The following is a 15,254-nucleotide window of genomic DNA, read 5'->3' as shown; positions in this document are numbered from 1 at the left end:
AGAACACTTGTTGTTCAGAAGATTTGGCCGGCGTTCATCGCGAGATGCTCGACGATGGGACCGAGAGCGAGGGCAGGGAAGAAGGTCAGGCCGCCGATGATCAGGATCACGCCGACGACGAGGCCAACGAACAGCCCGCCGGTGGTCGGGAGGGTACCCGCGGACGGCGGGATGGATTTCTTGGCGGCCAGCGAGCCCGCAATCGCCATCGCCGGGATGATCATGAAGAAGCGGCCGACGAACATCGCGCTTGCCAGCGTGAGGTTGTAGAAGAAGGTGTTGCCGGTGAGGCCTGCGAAGGCCGAGCCGTTGTTGCCGGTCGCCGAGGTGAAGGCATAGAGCACCTCGGTAAAGCCATGCGGGCCGGCATTCGCCATCGAGGCGACCGCCGCCGGATAGACCACGCCGACCGCGGTCCAGCCGAGGATCATCAGCGGCAGCACCAGGATGGCCAGCATTGCCATCTTGACCTCGCGCGCCTCGATCTTCTTGCCGACATATTCCGGCGTGCGACCGACCATCAGGCCCGCCACGAAGATCGCGAGGATGACGAACAGCAGCATGCCGTACATGCCGGCGCCGACGCCGCCGACGACGATCTCGCCGAGCTTGATGTTGATCAGCGGAATCATGCCGCCGAGTGCGGTGAAGCTGTCATGCATGGCGTTGACAGCGCCGCAGGAGGCGGCCGTCGTGATCACGGCGAACAGGGAGGACGCCACGATGCCGAAGCGAACCTCCTTGCCTTCCATGTTGCCGCCGGTCAGGCCGAGCGCGTGCATGGTCGAAGTACCGTTGGCCTCCGCCCAATAGGTGATGGCGACCCCAGCGAGGAACAGCACGCCCATCACGGACAGGATTGCCCAGCCCTGGCGCTGGTTGCCGACCATACGACCGAACACGTTTGTGAGCGCGGCGCCAAGCGTGAAGATCGACAGCATCTGAATGAAGTTGGACAGCGCGGTCGGGTTCTCGAACGGGTGCGCCGCGTTGGCATTGAAGAAGCCGCCGCCATTGGTGCCAAGCATCTTGATCGCGACCTGCGAGGCGACCGGCCCGACCGCAATGGTCTGCTTGGCGCCTTCGAGCGTGGTGGCCTCGACATAGTCACCAAGCGTCTGTGGCATGCCCTGCCAGACCAGGAATAGCGTGTAGACGATACAGATCGGCAGCAGTACGTAGAGCGTACAGCGCGTGACGTCGACCCAGAAATTTCCGATCGTGCGCATTGAGGCGCGCGAGAAGCCGCGGATCAGCGCCACCGCGAGGGCGATGCCGGTCGCCGCCGACAGGAAGTTCTGGTGCGTCAGGCCAAGCATCTGCACGAGATAGGAGATCGTGCTCTCGCCGCCGTAGTTCTGCCAATTGGTGTTGGTGATAAAGGAGATCGCGGTGTTGAAGGACAAATCCGCGGCGACCGCCGACTGCCCGGCCGGATTGAACGGCAGTACATCCTGCAGCCGCATCACGCCATAGATGATGAGGAAGCCGCCGACGTGGAACAAAAGCATGGCGACCGTATAGGTCAGCCAATGCTGCTCGCGCTTCTCGTCGACGCCGGAGAACCAGTAGATACCGGCCTCGATCGGACGCAGCACCGGCGACAGGAAGGTCCGCTCGCCGTTGAACACGCGCGTCATGTACCAGCCGAGCGGTTTTGTCAGCGCAACGATAATGACGCAGAAAAGAATGATCTGGAGCCAACCGATCACAGTCATGGAATTAACCCTTCAGGCTTCGTAAGCACGATCAGAACCGCTCGGGCCGCAGCAGCGCGTAAGTGAGGTAGAACAGGAGACCGAGCGAGACGGCACCGGCGAGCGAATAATCGAAGATCATGGTCCGCTCCCTCAAAGCCGTTCGCAGGCGTAGGTGTAACCGATCGCGAGCGCGAAGAAGCCGAAGCCCAGCGCCAGCATCAGAATGTCCATCATGGAGATACTCCTCGTTGCGCCCTTGATTTCGGTGCAACCGTTTTCTTGGGAGACCCGGTCGGCGCGTGAAAGGAAATGCCGGTGCATTTCCACGGGGCCTACCGGGACTTTTGACCGGGCTGAAGTGCCACCGCGGGGATAGGTTTTCGAGACGAGGGCCGTGGCGAAGTTATAGGAATCTCATAAAGGCCGGCGGCGGTCCGATGCCCACACTTATGAAATCGCTATATCTCCCGCCCCGTCCCCATCTCGTTTTCAAATGCCGTTTTGGCCATCTTGGAGAGGCCGGCCGACTGACCGACGCCAATCCCAGGAGGCCTGACATGACCGCCGCCCGCCGACACCACGAACCGCCGTCACTCAGCGACCGCTTGCGCAGCACGCAGGCGATGACGCGGCCCTTGATGCTCGACATCATCGCGCACGCCTGCCGTCGCTTCCCTTCGCTTGGACAAAGCGAACGCACCGCACGCATCATGCGCCTGGTCGATGTCGAGGCCTGGGCCGATGCCGCGCTGGCACTGATGGAGCTGGAGCTGCCACTCTGGCAGGTCCGCCGCATCGCCTATGACGAGGGCGAATGGCACTGTGCTCTCTCGCGCGAGCGCGAATTGCCGGACTGGCTCGACGCCGCGGTCGAAGCCCACCACGCCGATCTCGCGCTCGCGCTGCTGTCGGCCTTCGTCGAGGTCGAGGCATCGATCCTGGCCGTCTCGCGTCCGAGCGTTCCCACTGTTCGTTCCGCGCCTGACCCGCTCTATGAGCCGGTCGGCTGCGAGAATTTCGGCTAGTGGGGCGCGGTCCTGACGCTCGTCATCACACTCGTGGCGCGCGGGCTCGGAGCATAAGCCCTCACGCCATCGACCGCGAATTGACCATGGCTGCCTAGGAGGCGAGCAACCGGCTCCGCAGCGCGGTCACGATGCCCGGTTGAGGGTGCGTATCCCCTCGGAGAGGGCGTGGCCAAAAACACCCGGCCGATCTGGCGAAATTTCGCGGAACCGTGTAGATCGGGTTCATGAGCACCAGCAACGTCAACGTCGTCGCCCATCCCCTGGTCCAGCACAAGCTCTCCCTGATGCGGGAGAAGGACCGCTCGACCAAGAGCTTTCGCGAGATCCTGAACGAGATCGGGATGCTGCTCGGCTACGAGGTGACGCGCGACCTGCCGCTGGAGCTGGTCGAGATCGAGACGCCGATTGCGCCGATGCGGGCGCCCAAGATCGCCGGCAAGAAGCTCACGCTGGCGCCGATCCTGCGCGCCGGCGTCGGCTTCCTCGACGGCATGCTGGCGCTGATGCCCTCGGCGCGCATCGCCCATATCGGACTCTACCGCGATCCCCAGACGTTGCAGGCCGTGGAATATTACTTCAAGGCGCCGCAGGACCTGTCGGACCGCACCGTGATCCTGATGGACCCGATGCTGGCGACCGGCAACTCGGCCTGCGCCGGCGCCTCGCTGCTGAAGGCGCGCGGCGCCCGCGACATCCGCTTCGTCTGCCTTCTGGCCGCGCCTGAAGGCGTCGCGCAGTTCCAGAGCGAACATCCCGACGTGCCGGTCTGGACCGCCGCGATCGATGAGCGGCTGAACGACCACGGCTACATCGTGCCGGGGCTGGGCGACGCCGGCGACCGGATGTTCGGCACCAAGTAGACAGGTTCGCGCGGTCGGGTTAGTCCGGTTGCCATGAGCGCCAATGAATTTTCGCTGCAATCGCTGATCAGGACCGAAGCCGCCGATCCGGCCTTTGTGTTCGACGGCACGCCGGTCTCGCGCGCGGAATTCTCGGAAAAGATCGAGCAGGCCGCCGCCTGGCTTGCCGCGCGCGGTATCGGCAAGGGCGACGTCGTCGCGGTCTGGCTGGTCAACCGGATCGAATGGATCGCGCTGCTGTTCGCCGCCGCCCGGCTCGGGGCAATCGTCGCCGCCGTCAATACACGCTACCGCAGCGCGGAGGTCGCTCATCTCCTGAAGCTGTCCGACGCCAGGCTGATGGTGATCGAAGCCGCGTTCCGCTCGATCGACTTTGCCGCTATTCTCGCTGACGTCGCCAAGGACGAGGTGCCTGCGCTGCGAGAACTCGCGGTAGTTGGCGGGGATGCGATCCCCGCACATTGGCCGTGCGTGCGCTTCGATGCCTTCGACAAGCCCTATCCGCCGGCTCCCCCAGCGGATGAGGACGTCGATCTGCCTTTGCTGCTCTACACGACATCGGGCACCACCAAGGGACCGAAGCTTGTCGCGCATTCGCAGCGCACGCTGGCCACGCACGCCGCCTCCGTTGCCAAGGCGCTAAAACTCTCGCCGCAGCGCCATGCGCTGCTGGCCATGCTGCCGTTCTGCGGCACCTTCGGCATGACGAGCCTGCTCGGCTTCATCGCAGCGGGCGCGACCGTCCATGCGCTCGACGCCTTCGAGGGCGCGCCGGCGCTGAAGATTCTCCGCGAGTACGGGATCACCCACGCCTTTGGCTCGGACGAGATGTTCCGCCGCATCCTCACCCTCGCCGACGCGCTGCATCCGTTTCCGCAGCTCGAAATCTGCGGCTTTGCCGCGTTCCAGCCCGGCTGGCGCGAACTCGCCGCGGAGGCCGAGGCGCGCGGCATGCCCCTGTTCGGCCTCTACGGTTCGAGCGAGGTGCAGGCGCTGTTCTCGATCGCACGCGCGAGTGACGCCTTCACCGATCGCATCGAGGGCGGCGGCTGGCCGATGTCGCCGGAGGCCAAGGTCCGTGTGCGCGACACCGAGACCGGCGAACTCGCCGCTCCAGGTGTCTCCGGCGAGATCGAGATCCGTGCGCCGTCACGCTTCCTCGGCTACTACAACAATCCCGACGCGACGCGCGACGCCATCACCGCGGACGGCTTCTTCCGCACCGGGGATATCGGCCGGCTGCGCGGCGACGGCTCCTTCGTCTACGAAACCCGCGCGGGCGATGCCATGCGGCTCGGCGGCTTCCTGGTTGCGCCCGGCGAGATCGAGGACGAGCTCAAATCGTGCGCTGGCGTGGCCGACGCCCAGGTCGTCGCGGTCGATCTGAAGGGAAACGCCCGCTGCGTTGCCTTCGTGATCCCCATCCAGGACCCCCACCACGAGCCGCCGCGGCAGGACGCGTTGATCACGCGCTTGCGCGAGCGGCTCGCCGGCTACAAGGTCCCGGCGCGGATCTATGTCGTGGAGGCCTTCCCCGTCACCGACAGCGCGAATGGCGTCAAGATCCAGCGCGCCCGGCTTCGGGCCATGGCGATGGAGCGGATCGCTGCTGAATAAGCACGGCCACTGGGCCAGCGCGCGAACTCGTCTAGGCCAAAAGGTCGCGCGTTAGCTAGTATGACTTGGCCAGTCCAAGCACCTTTTCCGCAATGAAGCTGAGCGCAAGCTGCGGGCTGACCGGCGCGATGCGCGGGATCAGAACTTCGCGCAAGTAACGCTCGACATGGAATTCCTTGGCATAGCCGAAGCCGCCATGGGTCATCACCGCCTGCTCGCAGGCATGATAGCCGGCCTCACCCGCAATGTATTTCGCCGCATTGGCGGCGCCGCCACAAGGCATGCCCTTGTCGTATTGCCAAGCCGCCGACATCACCATCAACCAGGCCGCCTCGAGCTCGACCCAGTTTACGGCCAGCGGAAGCTGAATGCCCTGGTTCTTACCGATGGGCCGGTTGAACACCACGCGGGTCTTGGCGTATTCGGTCGCGCGCGACAGTGCGAGCTTGCCGAGGCCGACTGCTTCCGCTGCGATCAGGATGCGCTCCGGGTTCATGCCTTCGAGGATGTACTGGAAGCCTTTGCCTTCTTCGCCGATCCGGTCTTCCATGGGGATCTCGAAATCCTCGAAGAACAGCTCGTTGGAATCGACGACCTTGCGGCCCATCTTCTCGATCTCGTGGACCTTGATCCTGTTGCGATCGAAGTCCGTATAGAACAGGCTCAGCCCATGCTTCGGCGAGCGCACGTCCTCCAACGGTGTGGTGCGCGCCAGCAGCAGGATCTTGTGCGCGACCTGTGCGGTCGAGATCCACACCTTCTGGCCGTTGACGATGTAGCGGTCGTTCTTGGCCACCGCGCGGGTCTTGAGCTGGGTGGTGTTGAGGCCGGTGTTGGGCTCGGTCACGGCAAAGCACGCCTTCTCGCGGCCCTCGACCATCGGCGGCAGCATGCGCTTGCGCTGTTCCTCGGTGCCGAACACGACCACGGGATTGAGACCGAACACGTTGATGTGCACCGCTGATGCGCCGGACATGCCGGCGCCGGATTCGGCGATGGCGCGCATCATGATCGCGGCTTCGGTGATGCCGAGCCCGGAGCCGCCGTAGGCCTCCGGCACGCAGATGCCGAGCCAGCCGGCGTCGGCCAGCGCCTTGTGGAAGTCGTGCGGAAAACCGCCGTCATGGTCCTTCTTCAGCCAATAGGCATCGGGAAAGCCTTCGCAGATCTTCGCGATAGCGTCGCGAATGGCCTCCTGCTGATCGGTGAGCGCGAAATCCATGATGGTCTCCTTGTTGGGAGCCGCGCCCGCGCAATCTCCCGCCTCTTCGCGTTTCCCATGCGAGGGCCGTGGCCGATGACTGTACCCGGACGTGCCCTCGCTTGCGTTCTTTAGCTCGAAAAACCGGGTACAGATACGTGAATTTGCCTGCCAACTGTGTGTACCATGCATGGGATCATGCGGCGCGACGGTGTGAGCGCGCCGTTATTTCGCAGGGAGGAAGACCGCGATGGCCGGACTTTATTTCGAGGAGTTTTCGGTAGGCCAGGAGTTCAGGCATCCCCTGACGCGGACCGTCACGGAGATGGACAACACCATGTTCAGCCTGCTGACGCTCAATCCGCGGCCGCTGCACATCGACGCACATTTTGCGGCCCAGACCGAGTTCGGCCAGCGCATTTTCAACAGCCTTTACACCCTCGGCATCATGATCGGCATGACGGTCTATGATACGACCATGGGAACCACCGTTGCCAATCTCGGCATGACCGACGTCACTTTTCCGAAGCCGGTCTTCCATGGCGACACGCTGCGGGCGACGACGAAGGTGCTTTCGTTACGGGAATCCAAATCGCGCCCCAAGGCGGGCATCGTCGAGTTCGAGCACCACGCTCTCAACCAGAACGACGAGATCGTCGGAAAATGCCGCCGCATGGCGATGATGCACAAGAGGCCGGTCTGATGCGTTCGATGCTGTTCGTGCCGGGCGACTCCCCGCGCAAATTCGAGAAGGCGAGCGAAGGCAAGGCCGACGCGCTGATCATCGATCTCGAAGATTCCGTCGTCACCGACAAGAAGCCGGAGGCGCGCGGGTTGACGCTGGCGATGCTGAAGGGCCGCAACAAGCCCCATCAGCTCTATGTCCGCGTCAACGCGCTCGACACCGGCATGACGCTCGCCGACCTTGCCGCGGTGATTCCAGGCAAGCCCGACGGCATCGTGCTGCCGAAATCGCAGGGCGGCGACGACGTGCGGCAGGTCGCGACCTGGCTGGAAGCTTTGGAAGCTGCGGCTGGTATCGCGATCGGCTCAACACGCATCGTCTGCGTCGCGACCGAAACCGCAGGATCGATCTTCGGGCTCGGCAGCTATAAGGGCTGCTCCCCTCGCCTCGCCGGCCTGATGTGGGGCGCGGAGGATCTCTCGGCCTCGCTCGGCGCTACTGAAAAGGCGTCAGGCGGCGTGTTCCACAGTCCTTATCGCCTGGCGCGCGATCTCTGCCTGATGGCAGCCGCCGCGGCCGAGGTCGCGCCGATCGACACCGTCTATACCGATATCGACAATCTGGCGGGGCTCGAACAGGAAACGCGCGCGGCGCGGCGCGACGGCTTTTCGGCGAAAGCGCTGATCCATCCCAAGCACGTCGACGTGGTCAACGCGGCGTTCGAACCGACCGAGGCCGAGCGCAATTGGGCCGAGAAGGTGATCGCGGCGTTCGCGAGCAATCCGAACTCCGGCACCCTGCGCCTCGACGGCCAGATGATCGACAAGCCGCATCTTCGCGCCGCGATGAAGATCCTCGGCCAAAGCTAGATCAGGACGCCGCGCTGCGACATGGGATCGAAGCCGCTCTCAGCGTCGTCGTGGCCGGGCTTGTCCCGGCCATCCACGGGCTTCCACGCAACCGGCACCCAAAAACGTGGATGCCCGGGACAAGCCCGGGCATGACGAAGCGAAAACGTCCCGCCCCTCACTTTTCCGCAAACGGGGAGAGGCGAAGACAATCAGACGATCTTGATCGACATGTCCGGCAAGCCGTCGAGCTTGCACAAGAGCACGTCGCCCTTCACGACCGGGCCGACATTCTCCGGCGTGCCGGAATAGATGATGTCGCCGGCCTTCAGCTCGAACGCTTCCGACAGTTTTGCGATCTGCTCGGCCACGTTCCAGATCATCTTGCTGAGATCCGAGCTCTGCTTGACGGTGCCATTGATCGCCAGCGAAATGGCGCCCTTGTCGAAATGACCGGTCTTGCTGGCCGGGTGGATCGGGCCGATCACCGCGGCGTGGTCGAAGCTCTTGCCGATCTCCCAGGGCTTCTTCTCCGCGGCCATCCCGTTCTGGAGATCGCGCCGGGTCATGTCGAGGCCGAGCGCGTAGCCATAGACATGGTCGAGCGCCTTCTCGGCCGGGATGTTGCTGCCGGCGGACTTCAGCGCGGCGACCAGTTCGACCTCGTGGTGATAGTTCTTGGTCAGCGACGGGTAGGGATGATCGGCGACCTCGCCTACAGCGACGTTCTGGATTGCGTCGGTCGGCTTCTGAAAAAAGAACGGCGGCTCGCGGTTCGGGTCCGAGCCCCGCTCGATCGCGTGCGCCGCATAGTTACGCCCGATGCAGTAGATGCGGCGGACCTGGAACACCTGGGTTTCGCCGATGATCGGAATGGTGACCATCGGCACCGGAAAGAGCGGTTTCGGGCCGGCCTGCGCCGCAGCCGGCGCAACTTCCGCGATTGAGGCAGCACTCGCGGCCGCGGCAATTGCGAGCAGCTCCCGTCGCGTTGCTGAGATCTCTTTCATGTTTGCGCTCCCTTTTTATGTTCGTTGGGCGCATCATGCGCGCCGAGCCGCCTGATAATCAATATTCAGTATGCCAGCAATGCTGGACCGGCACGTCGTCCAATTGAGAACACGCCGTTTGCGACCGAGCCTTCCCACCCCGGCTCCCTTTCGCCCTAGCATGGAACTTGCATAAATTCTGGGCGACATGGACGCCGCATGAACCTCATCAGCCTCGATATCCGCATGCTCCGGTCGCTGATCTCCGTGGTCGAGACCGGCAGCATCACCGAGACCGCGCGGCGGCTGGGCCGCACCCAGCCGGCCATCACGCTGCAATTGCAGCGGCTGGAGGAGTTGACCGGGAAGCAATTGTTCGAGCATGCCGGCCGCCGGCTGACGCTGAGTGAGGACGGCACCACGGTTCTCACCTACGCCAAATCCATCCTGCGGTTGCATGACGAATTGATTTCGCAACTGGCGTCACAGGAGATCGAGGGTCAGGTCGTGCTCGGCACGCCCGACCTCTATGCCGCCTTCATGCTGCCGCAGATCCTCAGCGTGTTCCGAAAATCCTTCCCCCGCGTCCAGGTCGAGCTCAATTGCGCACTCTCGACGCCGCTGGTGGGCCTGGTCAAACGCGGCGATGTCGACATCGCGCTCGTCACCCGCATGAACGATTTTACGGGCGGCCAGGTAGTACGGCGCGAGCAACTGGTCTGGATGACCGGCGAGCAGTCCGCCGCGCACCAGGAACGGCCCATTCCGCTGGCGTTGCTGCCGCCCGGCAACATCTATCGCGACTACGCGATCGACACGCTGGAACGCGCAAATTTGCGCTGGCGCATCGCCTGCGTCAGCGAAAGCGTCGGCGGCCTTCAGGCGGCGGCCTTCGCCGGCATGGCCGTGACCGTCCTCGGCCGCAGCGCGCTGGTGCCGGCGATGCGCGAGATCGGCCCGAACGAGGGCCTGCCGCCATTGCCGAAGATCGAGCTGCTGCTCTACAAGTCGAGCGGCGCGACCTCGAAGGCGGCGACCGCCTTGCACGACTACCTCGCGCACTATCTCCGCCTCGACGAGGAGCTCAGCGGCCGCGGCGACCCGATCGAGCTGTCCTGAGCTTCATACCTTCGCGCGCGCGGCACTTTCGCGGAGCGCCAGTGACGGCCAGAAGTTTGCCCAGGGCTGCGCCGCTTCGAACGCGGCGGCGATGCGGAAGATCGTCGGCTCGTCGAGCCAGCGCGCAACGATCTGAAGGCCGATCGGCATTCCATCGCGATCGAAGCCGCAGGGCAGCGTCGCCGCCGGAAGGCCGGCGAGGTTGATCGGCCAGGTGAAGGGCGACCAGCCGAGATGCGGATCGACCTTGCCGCCGTCGATCGTGTCGACGCCGAGGCGGCCGGCCTCGAACGCGGTCACCGCGACGGTCGGCGTCACCAGCGCATCGACGCGCTCGAAAAGCTTCAGGAAACCGCTGCGAGCCTGGCCGCGGCGATACCCCGCTTCGATATAGTCCGTCCCGCTGTAGCGCCGGCCGGCACTGACTAGGTCAAGATAATCTGCTTCGGAGCTGGCGAGATCGGCCGTGCTCTTGCTCGCGACCGCGGCCGCCTGTTCGGTAAAGGCGATCGGCTTCAGCGTGTGCTCGAGGATGCCGGGATCAAGGCCAGGACCATCCATGGTGACCTGCGCGCCGCAGGCATCGAGAATGGCCAGCGCCTTGCCGAACGCCGCGCGCACATCGGGGCTGACGGCGGCGTAGCCGAGATCGACGCTGGCGCCGATACGAATGCCGTTCAACGGCTCGGCCTTCGCATCGAATCGCCGCGCCGCTACCGGCAGGCTCGCGGGATCGCGCAGATCGTAGCCGGCGATGACCTGCAGCGTCAGCGCGGCATCCGCGACCGTGCGCGTGATCGGCCCGGTATGTGCGAGCGAGCCCCAGGATGGTGGCGAGAAGCCGGGCGAACGCGGCACCAGGCCAAAGGTCGGCTTCAGACCGAACACCCCGCAAAAGGACGAGGGCACGCGGATCGAGCCGACGCCATCGGTTCCGATCGCGATCGGACCGCAGCCGGCGGCAACGCCCGCCGCCGCGCCGCCGCTCGATCCGCCGCTGGTGCGACCAGGGTTCCAGGGATTGCGCGTGGTACCGGTGACCGGGCTGTCCGCCGTCAACTTATAGCCGGACTCGCAGGTCGTGGTCTTGCAGGTGATGATGGCACCCGCCCCCTTCAGCGCTGAGACAACCGCCGCATCGACATCGGGCACGAAGGCCTTGTTCATCGGCGAGCCGCCATAGGCCGGCACGCCCGCGACAAAGACCAAATCCTTGATCGTGACGGGTATACCGGCGAGCGGCCCCTTGGCCTCGCCGGCACGCATCTCCCTGGTGAGACGATCGGCCTCCGCCCTCGCCTGCTCGTACATCGGCGTCACCACCGCGTTGCAGGCCTCGTTCGTCACCTCCAGCGCGGCAATGGTGTCGTCGACGACATCGCGCGGAGTGAACGCCTTGCGCCGGTAGCCGGCCAGGATCTCGGTTGCGGAAAGCGAGCCAAGGCCAGTCGGCGCCGGCGGGAAGGCCGTTCGGCCGGAACCATCAGTCATCATCAACCCTAAAAGTGCTAGCTGACCGCCGCGTCGACGGCGCGCTTGGCCATGACCGTGACGAGATGCGCGCGGTAGTCGGCTTCGGCATGGATGTCGGAGGTGAGACCGTCGGTATCGATCCTGATCGCCGCGATCGCGGACGGATCGAAACTTCGCGACAGCGCTTCCTCCATCGGGGGAACGCGGAATACGCCGGAGCCTGCTCCGGTCACGGCAACGCGAACGCCATCGGCGAATTTCGCGACGAACACGCCGACCAGCGCATAGCGCGACGCCGGTGCCTTGAACTTGGCGTAGCCCGCCTTGAGTGGCATCGGAAAGCGGAGCGCCGTGATGATCTCGCCAGGTTCAAGCGCGGTCTCGAACAAGCCGCGGAAGAACCCGTCGGCCGCGATCTCGCGCGTGCTGGTGACGACGGTCGCGCCCAGTCCGAGCACACCTGCCGGATAATCGGCCGCCGGATCGTTGTTCGCGACGGAGCCGCCGATCGTGCCGCGGATGCGCACGGCGGGATCGCCGATCATCGAGGCCAGCGCGGCAAGACCTGGAATCTTCGCCTTCACCAGCTTCGAGGCGGCCACCACCGCATGCGGCGTCATCGCACCGATGGTGATGGTGGCGCCATCGTCGGTGATGCCCTTCAGATGTCCGAGCCTCGACAGGTCGACTAAGGCAGGCGGACTGGCGAGCCGCTGCTTCAGCGTCGGGATCAGCGTCATGCCGCCGGCGAGGAGCTTGCTGTCCTCGATCGAGGTCAGCAGTTTGGCAGCGTCGGGAATCCGGTCCGGCTGGTGATAGGCAAACGGCTTCATTGTCATCCTCCCTATTCAGCAGCGACCGGCAGCGACGCGTTTTGCAGCAGGCGCCAGATCCGGTTCGGCGTCGCCGGCATGTCGACATGGGTGACGCCGAGATGCGACAGCGCATCGACCACCGCGTTGATGACCGCCGCCGGCGAACCGATGGTGCCGACCTCGCCGCAGCCCTTTACACCCATCGGCGTGTGCGTGCACAGAGTCGAATGGGTCGCGATTTTCATCATCGGCATGTGGTCGGCGCGCGGCATGCAGTAGTCCATCAGCGAGCCCGACAGCAGCTGGCCCGAGCCCTCGTCATAGACCGCGTTCTCATAGAGCGCCTGACCGACGCCCTGCACGATGCCGCCGTGCAACTGGCCCTCGACGATCATCGGGTTGATGACGGTGCCGACGTCGTCCACCGCGGTGTAATTGACCAGCGTCACCGTGCCGGTTTCGGGGTCGATCTCGACCTCGGCGATGTGGCAGCCGCCGGGATAGGTGAAGTTGACGGGATCGTAATAAGCCTGCTCTTCCAGTCCCGGCTCCAGCACTTCGAGCGGATAGTCGTGCGGGACGTAGGCGGCGCCCGCGATCTCCTCGAACGTCTTCATGCGGTCGGTGCCTGCGACCGAGAATTTTCCGGCCTCGAACTGGATATCCACTTCGGCCGCTTCAAGCAGATGCGCCGCGATCTTCTTGCCTTTCGCGACCACCTTGTCCGTCGCCTTCGACAGCGCCGCGCCGCCGACCACCAGCGAGCGCGAGCCGTAGGTGCCCATGCCGAACTGCACGCGGTCGGTATCGCCGAACACGATGTCGACGTTGTCAAACGCGACGCCGAGCTTTTCCGAGACGATCTGCGCGAACGTCGTCTCGTGGCCCTGGCCGTGATTGTGCGTGCCGATCATGACCGTGACCTGGCCGGTCGGATGCACCCGCACCGTGGCGCTCTCATAGAGCCCGCCGCGCGCGCCCAATCGTCCGGCGAAGCGCGACGGCGCGAGGCCGCAGGCCTCGACATAGGTCGAGTAGCCGAGCCCGCGGAATTTGCCCCTGCGCGCCGACTCCGCCTTGCGGATACCGAAGTTCTTGACGTCGGCCGCGACAAGGGCGCCGTCGAGACACCCCATCGGATCGCCGGAATCGTACTGCACCAGTACCGGCGTCTGGTAGGGATAGGCCTCCTTCGGGATCATATTGCGTCGGCGGATCTCGACCCGGTCGATGCCCATCTCGCTGGCTGCGACGTCGACGATGCGCTCCAGCACGAAGGTCGCCTCGGGACGGCCGGCGCCGCGATAGGCGTCGACCGGAACGGTGTTGGTGAAGACCACCTTCACGTTGCAGTAGATTGCCGGCGTGGTGTAGACGCCGCCGAGCAGCGGTCCGTAGAGATTGGTCGGGATGTTCGGCCCGAAGGTCGAGAGATAGCCGCCCATATTGGCGAGCGTGTTGACACGGAAGGCCAGAAACTTCCCGGTCTCGTCGAGTGCGAGTTCGGCCTCTGTGACGTGATCGCGGCCGTGGCGATCAGAGACGTAGCCCTCCGACCGGCTCGCAACCCATTTGATCGGCCGCATCACGCGCTTGGCGGCCCAGGTGATCACGGCCTCCTCGCCATAGTGGAACTGCTTGACGCCGAAGCCGCCGCCGACATCGGGTGCGACCACGCGCAGCTTGTGCTGCGGAATGTTCAGCACCAGCGCGCCCATCAGAAAGCGCACGACGTGCGGGAACTGGCTGGTGGTCCACAACGTGAAGCGATCCGTGCCGGGCTCGTATTCGGCGATCGCAGCGCGCGGCTCCATCGGGTTGCCGATCAGCCTGTTGTTGACGAGACTAAGCTTTGCGACATGCGCCGCTTTCCGGAACGCGGTCTCGACCGCCGCCTTGTCGCCCAGCTCCCAATCGCAACAGATGTTGTTCGGAACATCGTCGAACAGTTGCGGCGCGCCGGGTCGCACGGCTTCGAGCACGCCGACCACCGAGGGCAGCACCTCGTAATCGACCGTCAGCAGCTCGGCTGCAGCGCTGGCCTGTGCCGGCGTCTCCGCGACGACGAAGGCGACCATGTCGCCGACGAAGCGCACCTTGCCCTGCGCCAGCATCGGGAACGGCGGCTCCTTCATCGGCACGCCCTTGGCGTCCGTGATACCCCAGCCGCAGGGCAGCGAGCCTAACTTGTCCGCGGCGGCATCCTCGCCGGTCAGGACCGCGATGACGCCGGGCGATGCGAGTGCGGCACTCTTGTCGATACTGCGCAGGATCGCGTGTCCGTGCGGCGAGCGCACGAACACGCCCGCCGTCATGCCCGGACGCTTGATGTCGGAGACGTAATTGCCGCGGCCGGTGAGGAAGCGCTGGTCCTCTTTCCGTTTGGGTGAAGCGCCGATCCCGATCACGTTGCCCATGGTCACTCTCCCCTGGCGGCGTTCATGGCGGCGGCGCCAGCCATGACCGAGACGACGATGTTCTGATAGCCGGTGCAACGGCAGATATTGCCTTCAAGGCCGTGGCGGACGTCGGCTTCCGTCAGGTCCGGCCTCTCGGTCGCGAGCGCCACCGCCGTCATCAGCATGCCGGGCGTGCAAAAACCGCATTGCAGACCGTGATGCTCGCGAAACGCTTCCTGCATCGGATGCAGCCGGTTCGAACCGGGCGCACCTTGAAGCCCCTCGATGGTGAGCAGCGTCGCACCGTCGAGCGCGGGCGCCAGCAGCGTGCAGCTCTTCACCGGCAGGCCGTCGAGATGCACCACGCAGGCGCCGCACTGGCTGGTGTCGCAGCCGATATGAGTGCCGGTGAGATTGAGCTGCTCGCGCAGCAGCTCGGCGACGAGCGTCGCCGGTTCGACGTCCACGATCGTGGGCCGGCCATTGAGTGTGAAGGATATCTGCACGGTCATACTCCTGT

General features: G+C 64.9%; 15 protein-coding genes. 6 read left to right on the top strand and 9 right to left on the bottom strand.

All coding sequences use genetic code 11. The annotated features are described in order from the left end of the window. Positions 1–14: 14 nt before the first annotated feature. Genes kdpA through AC0L3P_RS14325 form a run of 3 tightly spaced genes read right to left on the bottom strand, consistent with a single transcriptional unit; the run spans position 15 to position 2,027 of the window. Entirely contained in the window at positions 15–1,718 is a 1,704-nt protein-coding gene (kdpA, locus tag AC0L3P_RS14335) for a potassium-transporting ATPase subunit KdpA (RefSeq protein WP_473302281.1), read from the bottom strand. A gap of 31 nt (positions 1,719–1,749) precedes the next feature. Beyond that, positions 1,750–1,839: a K(+)-transporting ATPase subunit F gene (locus AC0L3P_RS14330; protein WP_018454042.1), complete on the bottom strand. Its 90-nt coding sequence runs from the start codon at positions 1,837–1,839 to the stop codon at positions 1,750–1,752. Positions 1,840–1,850: 11 nt separating this feature from the next. Further along, positions 1,851–2,027: a hypothetical protein gene (locus AC0L3P_RS14325; RefSeq protein ID WP_275169296.1), complete on the bottom strand. Its 177-nt coding sequence runs from the start codon at positions 2,025–2,027 to the stop codon at positions 1,851–1,853. Between the two features lie 230 nt (positions 2,028–2,257). Here AC0L3P_RS14325 and AC0L3P_RS14320 point away from each other — a divergent pair, with 230 nt between their 5' ends. The 3 genes from AC0L3P_RS14320 (at position 2,258) to AC0L3P_RS14310 (ending at position 5,205) form a co-directional block, all read left to right on the top strand. After that, entirely contained in the window at positions 2,258–2,725 is a 468-nt protein-coding gene (locus tag AC0L3P_RS14320; protein ID WP_354060235.1) for a hypothetical protein, read from the top strand. A 227-nt stretch (positions 2,726–2,952) separates the two neighbouring features. Next, a complete protein-coding gene (gene upp / locus AC0L3P_RS14315; protein WP_275169298.1) occupies positions 2,953–3,588 on the top strand; it encodes a uracil phosphoribosyltransferase in 636 nt (211 codons plus the stop codon). Between the two features lie 33 nt (positions 3,589–3,621). Beyond that, positions 3,622–5,205 (top strand): AMP-binding protein, encoded by a 1,584-nt coding sequence (locus AC0L3P_RS14310; protein ID WP_275169299.1) that lies wholly within the window; start codon positions 3,622–3,624, stop codon positions 5,203–5,205. A 55-nt stretch (positions 5,206–5,260) separates the two neighbouring features. Here AC0L3P_RS14310 and AC0L3P_RS14305 read toward each other — a convergent pair whose 3' ends face one another. Beyond that, the gene (locus AC0L3P_RS14305; protein WP_473302280.1) at positions 5,261–6,427 is read right to left on the bottom strand and encodes an acyl-CoA dehydrogenase family protein; all 1,167 of its coding nucleotides are present in this window, start codon (positions 6,425–6,427) and stop codon (positions 5,261–5,263) included. Positions 6,428–6,656: 229 nt separating this feature from the next. Between AC0L3P_RS14305 and AC0L3P_RS14300 the strand changes: the two genes are divergently transcribed. Further along, the gene (locus AC0L3P_RS14300; protein ID WP_473302279.1) at positions 6,657–7,109 is read left to right on the top strand and encodes a MaoC family dehydratase; all 453 of its coding nucleotides are present in this window, start codon (positions 6,657–6,659) and stop codon (positions 7,107–7,109) included. Continuing rightward, complete coding sequence (locus tag AC0L3P_RS14295) at positions 7,109–7,960, top strand: HpcH/HpaI aldolase/citrate lyase family protein (protein ID WP_275169301.1); 852 nt, start codon at positions 7,109–7,111, stop codon at positions 7,958–7,960. The genes AC0L3P_RS14300 and AC0L3P_RS14295 overlap by 1 nt, the downstream gene beginning before the upstream one ends. Before the next feature lie 191 nt (positions 7,961–8,151). Here the strand turns inward: AC0L3P_RS14295 and AC0L3P_RS14290 are convergent, their stop codons facing one another. Beyond that, positions 8,152–8,949, bottom strand: a complete 798-nt coding sequence (locus AC0L3P_RS14290) for a fumarylacetoacetate hydrolase family protein (protein ID WP_275169302.1) — start codon at positions 8,947–8,949, stop codon at positions 8,152–8,154. A 198-nt stretch (positions 8,950–9,147) separates the two neighbouring features. Between AC0L3P_RS14290 and AC0L3P_RS14285 the strand changes: the two genes are divergently transcribed. Then, positions 9,148–10,047: a LysR substrate-binding domain-containing protein gene (locus AC0L3P_RS14285; RefSeq protein ID WP_027519799.1), complete on the top strand. Its 900-nt coding sequence runs from the start codon at positions 9,148–9,150 to the stop codon at positions 10,045–10,047. 3 nt (positions 10,048–10,050) lie between these two features. Here the strand turns inward: AC0L3P_RS14285 and AC0L3P_RS14280 are convergent, their stop codons facing one another. Genes AC0L3P_RS14280 through AC0L3P_RS14265 form a run of 4 tightly spaced genes read right to left on the bottom strand, consistent with a single transcriptional unit; the run spans position 10,051 to position 15,246 of the window. Then, a complete protein-coding gene (locus AC0L3P_RS14280) occupies positions 10,051–11,538 on the bottom strand; it encodes an amidase (RefSeq protein ID WP_275169303.1) in 1,488 nt (495 codons plus the stop codon). Between the two features lie 17 nt (positions 11,539–11,555). After that, complete coding sequence (locus AC0L3P_RS14275) at positions 11,556–12,353, bottom strand: FAD binding domain-containing protein (RefSeq protein ID WP_275169304.1); 798 nt, start codon at positions 12,351–12,353, stop codon at positions 11,556–11,558. A gap of 11 nt (positions 12,354–12,364) precedes the next feature. Further along, entirely contained in the window at positions 12,365–14,752 is a 2,388-nt protein-coding gene (locus AC0L3P_RS14270; protein WP_275169305.1) for a xanthine dehydrogenase family protein molybdopterin-binding subunit, read from the bottom strand. Positions 14,753–14,754: 2 nt separating this feature from the next. Further along, a complete protein-coding gene (locus tag AC0L3P_RS14265; protein WP_275169306.1) occupies positions 14,755–15,246 on the bottom strand; it encodes a (2Fe-2S)-binding protein in 492 nt (163 codons plus the stop codon). Positions 15,247–15,254 lie beyond the last annotated feature (8 nt).

The organism is Bradyrhizobium sp. WSM4874, assembly GCF_055811835.1.
The sequence above is the reverse complement of the archived record's forward strand: the minus strand, read 5'-3'. Positions and strand labels throughout refer to the sequence as shown.

Bases quoted from the DNA above. Each gene is read 5' to 3' on its own strand.
- kdpA (WP_473302281.1), bottom strand. From the start codon at position 1,718: ATGACTGTGATCGGTTGGCTCCAGATCATTCTTTTCTGCGTCATTATC.
- AC0L3P_RS14285 (WP_027519799.1), top strand. From the start codon at position 9,148: ATGAACCTCATCAGCCTCGATATCCGCATGCTCCGGTCGCTGATCTCC.
- AC0L3P_RS14295 (WP_275169301.1), top strand. From the start codon at position 7,109: ATGCGTTCGATGCTGTTCGTGCCGGGCGACTCCCCGCGCAAATTCGAG.
- AC0L3P_RS14275 (WP_275169304.1), bottom strand. From the start codon at position 12,353: ATGAAGCCGTTTGCCTATCACCAGCCGGACCGGATTCCCGACGCTGCC.
- AC0L3P_RS14270 (WP_275169305.1), bottom strand. From the start codon at position 14,752: ATGGGCAACGTGATCGGGATCGGCGCTTCACCCAAACGGAAAGAGGAC.
- AC0L3P_RS14330 (WP_018454042.1), bottom strand. From the start codon at position 1,839: ATGATCTTCGATTATTCGCTCGCCGGTGCCGTCTCGCTCGGTCTCCTG.
- AC0L3P_RS14300 (WP_473302279.1), top strand. From the start codon at position 6,657: ATGGCCGGACTTTATTTCGAGGAGTTTTCGGTAGGCCAGGAGTTCAGG.
- AC0L3P_RS14290 (WP_275169302.1), bottom strand. From the start codon at position 8,949: ATGAAAGAGATCTCAGCAACGCGACGGGAGCTGCTCGCAATTGCCGCG.
- AC0L3P_RS14305 (WP_473302280.1), bottom strand. From the start codon at position 6,427: ATGGATTTCGCGCTCACCGATCAGCAGGAGGCCATTCGCGACGCTATC.
- AC0L3P_RS14310 (WP_275169299.1), top strand. From the start codon at position 3,622: ATGAGCGCCAATGAATTTTCGCTGCAATCGCTGATCAGGACCGAAGCC.
- AC0L3P_RS14320 (WP_354060235.1), top strand. From the start codon at position 2,258: ATGACCGCCGCCCGCCGACACCACGAACCGCCGTCACTCAGCGACCGC.
- AC0L3P_RS14265 (WP_275169306.1), bottom strand. From the start codon at position 15,246: ATGACCGTGCAGATATCCTTCACACTCAATGGCCGGCCCACGATCGTG.
- upp (WP_275169298.1), top strand. From the start codon at position 2,953: ATGAGCACCAGCAACGTCAACGTCGTCGCCCATCCCCTGGTCCAGCAC.
- AC0L3P_RS14280 (WP_275169303.1), bottom strand. From the start codon at position 11,538: ATGACTGATGGTTCCGGCCGAACGGCCTTCCCGCCGGCGCCGACTGGC.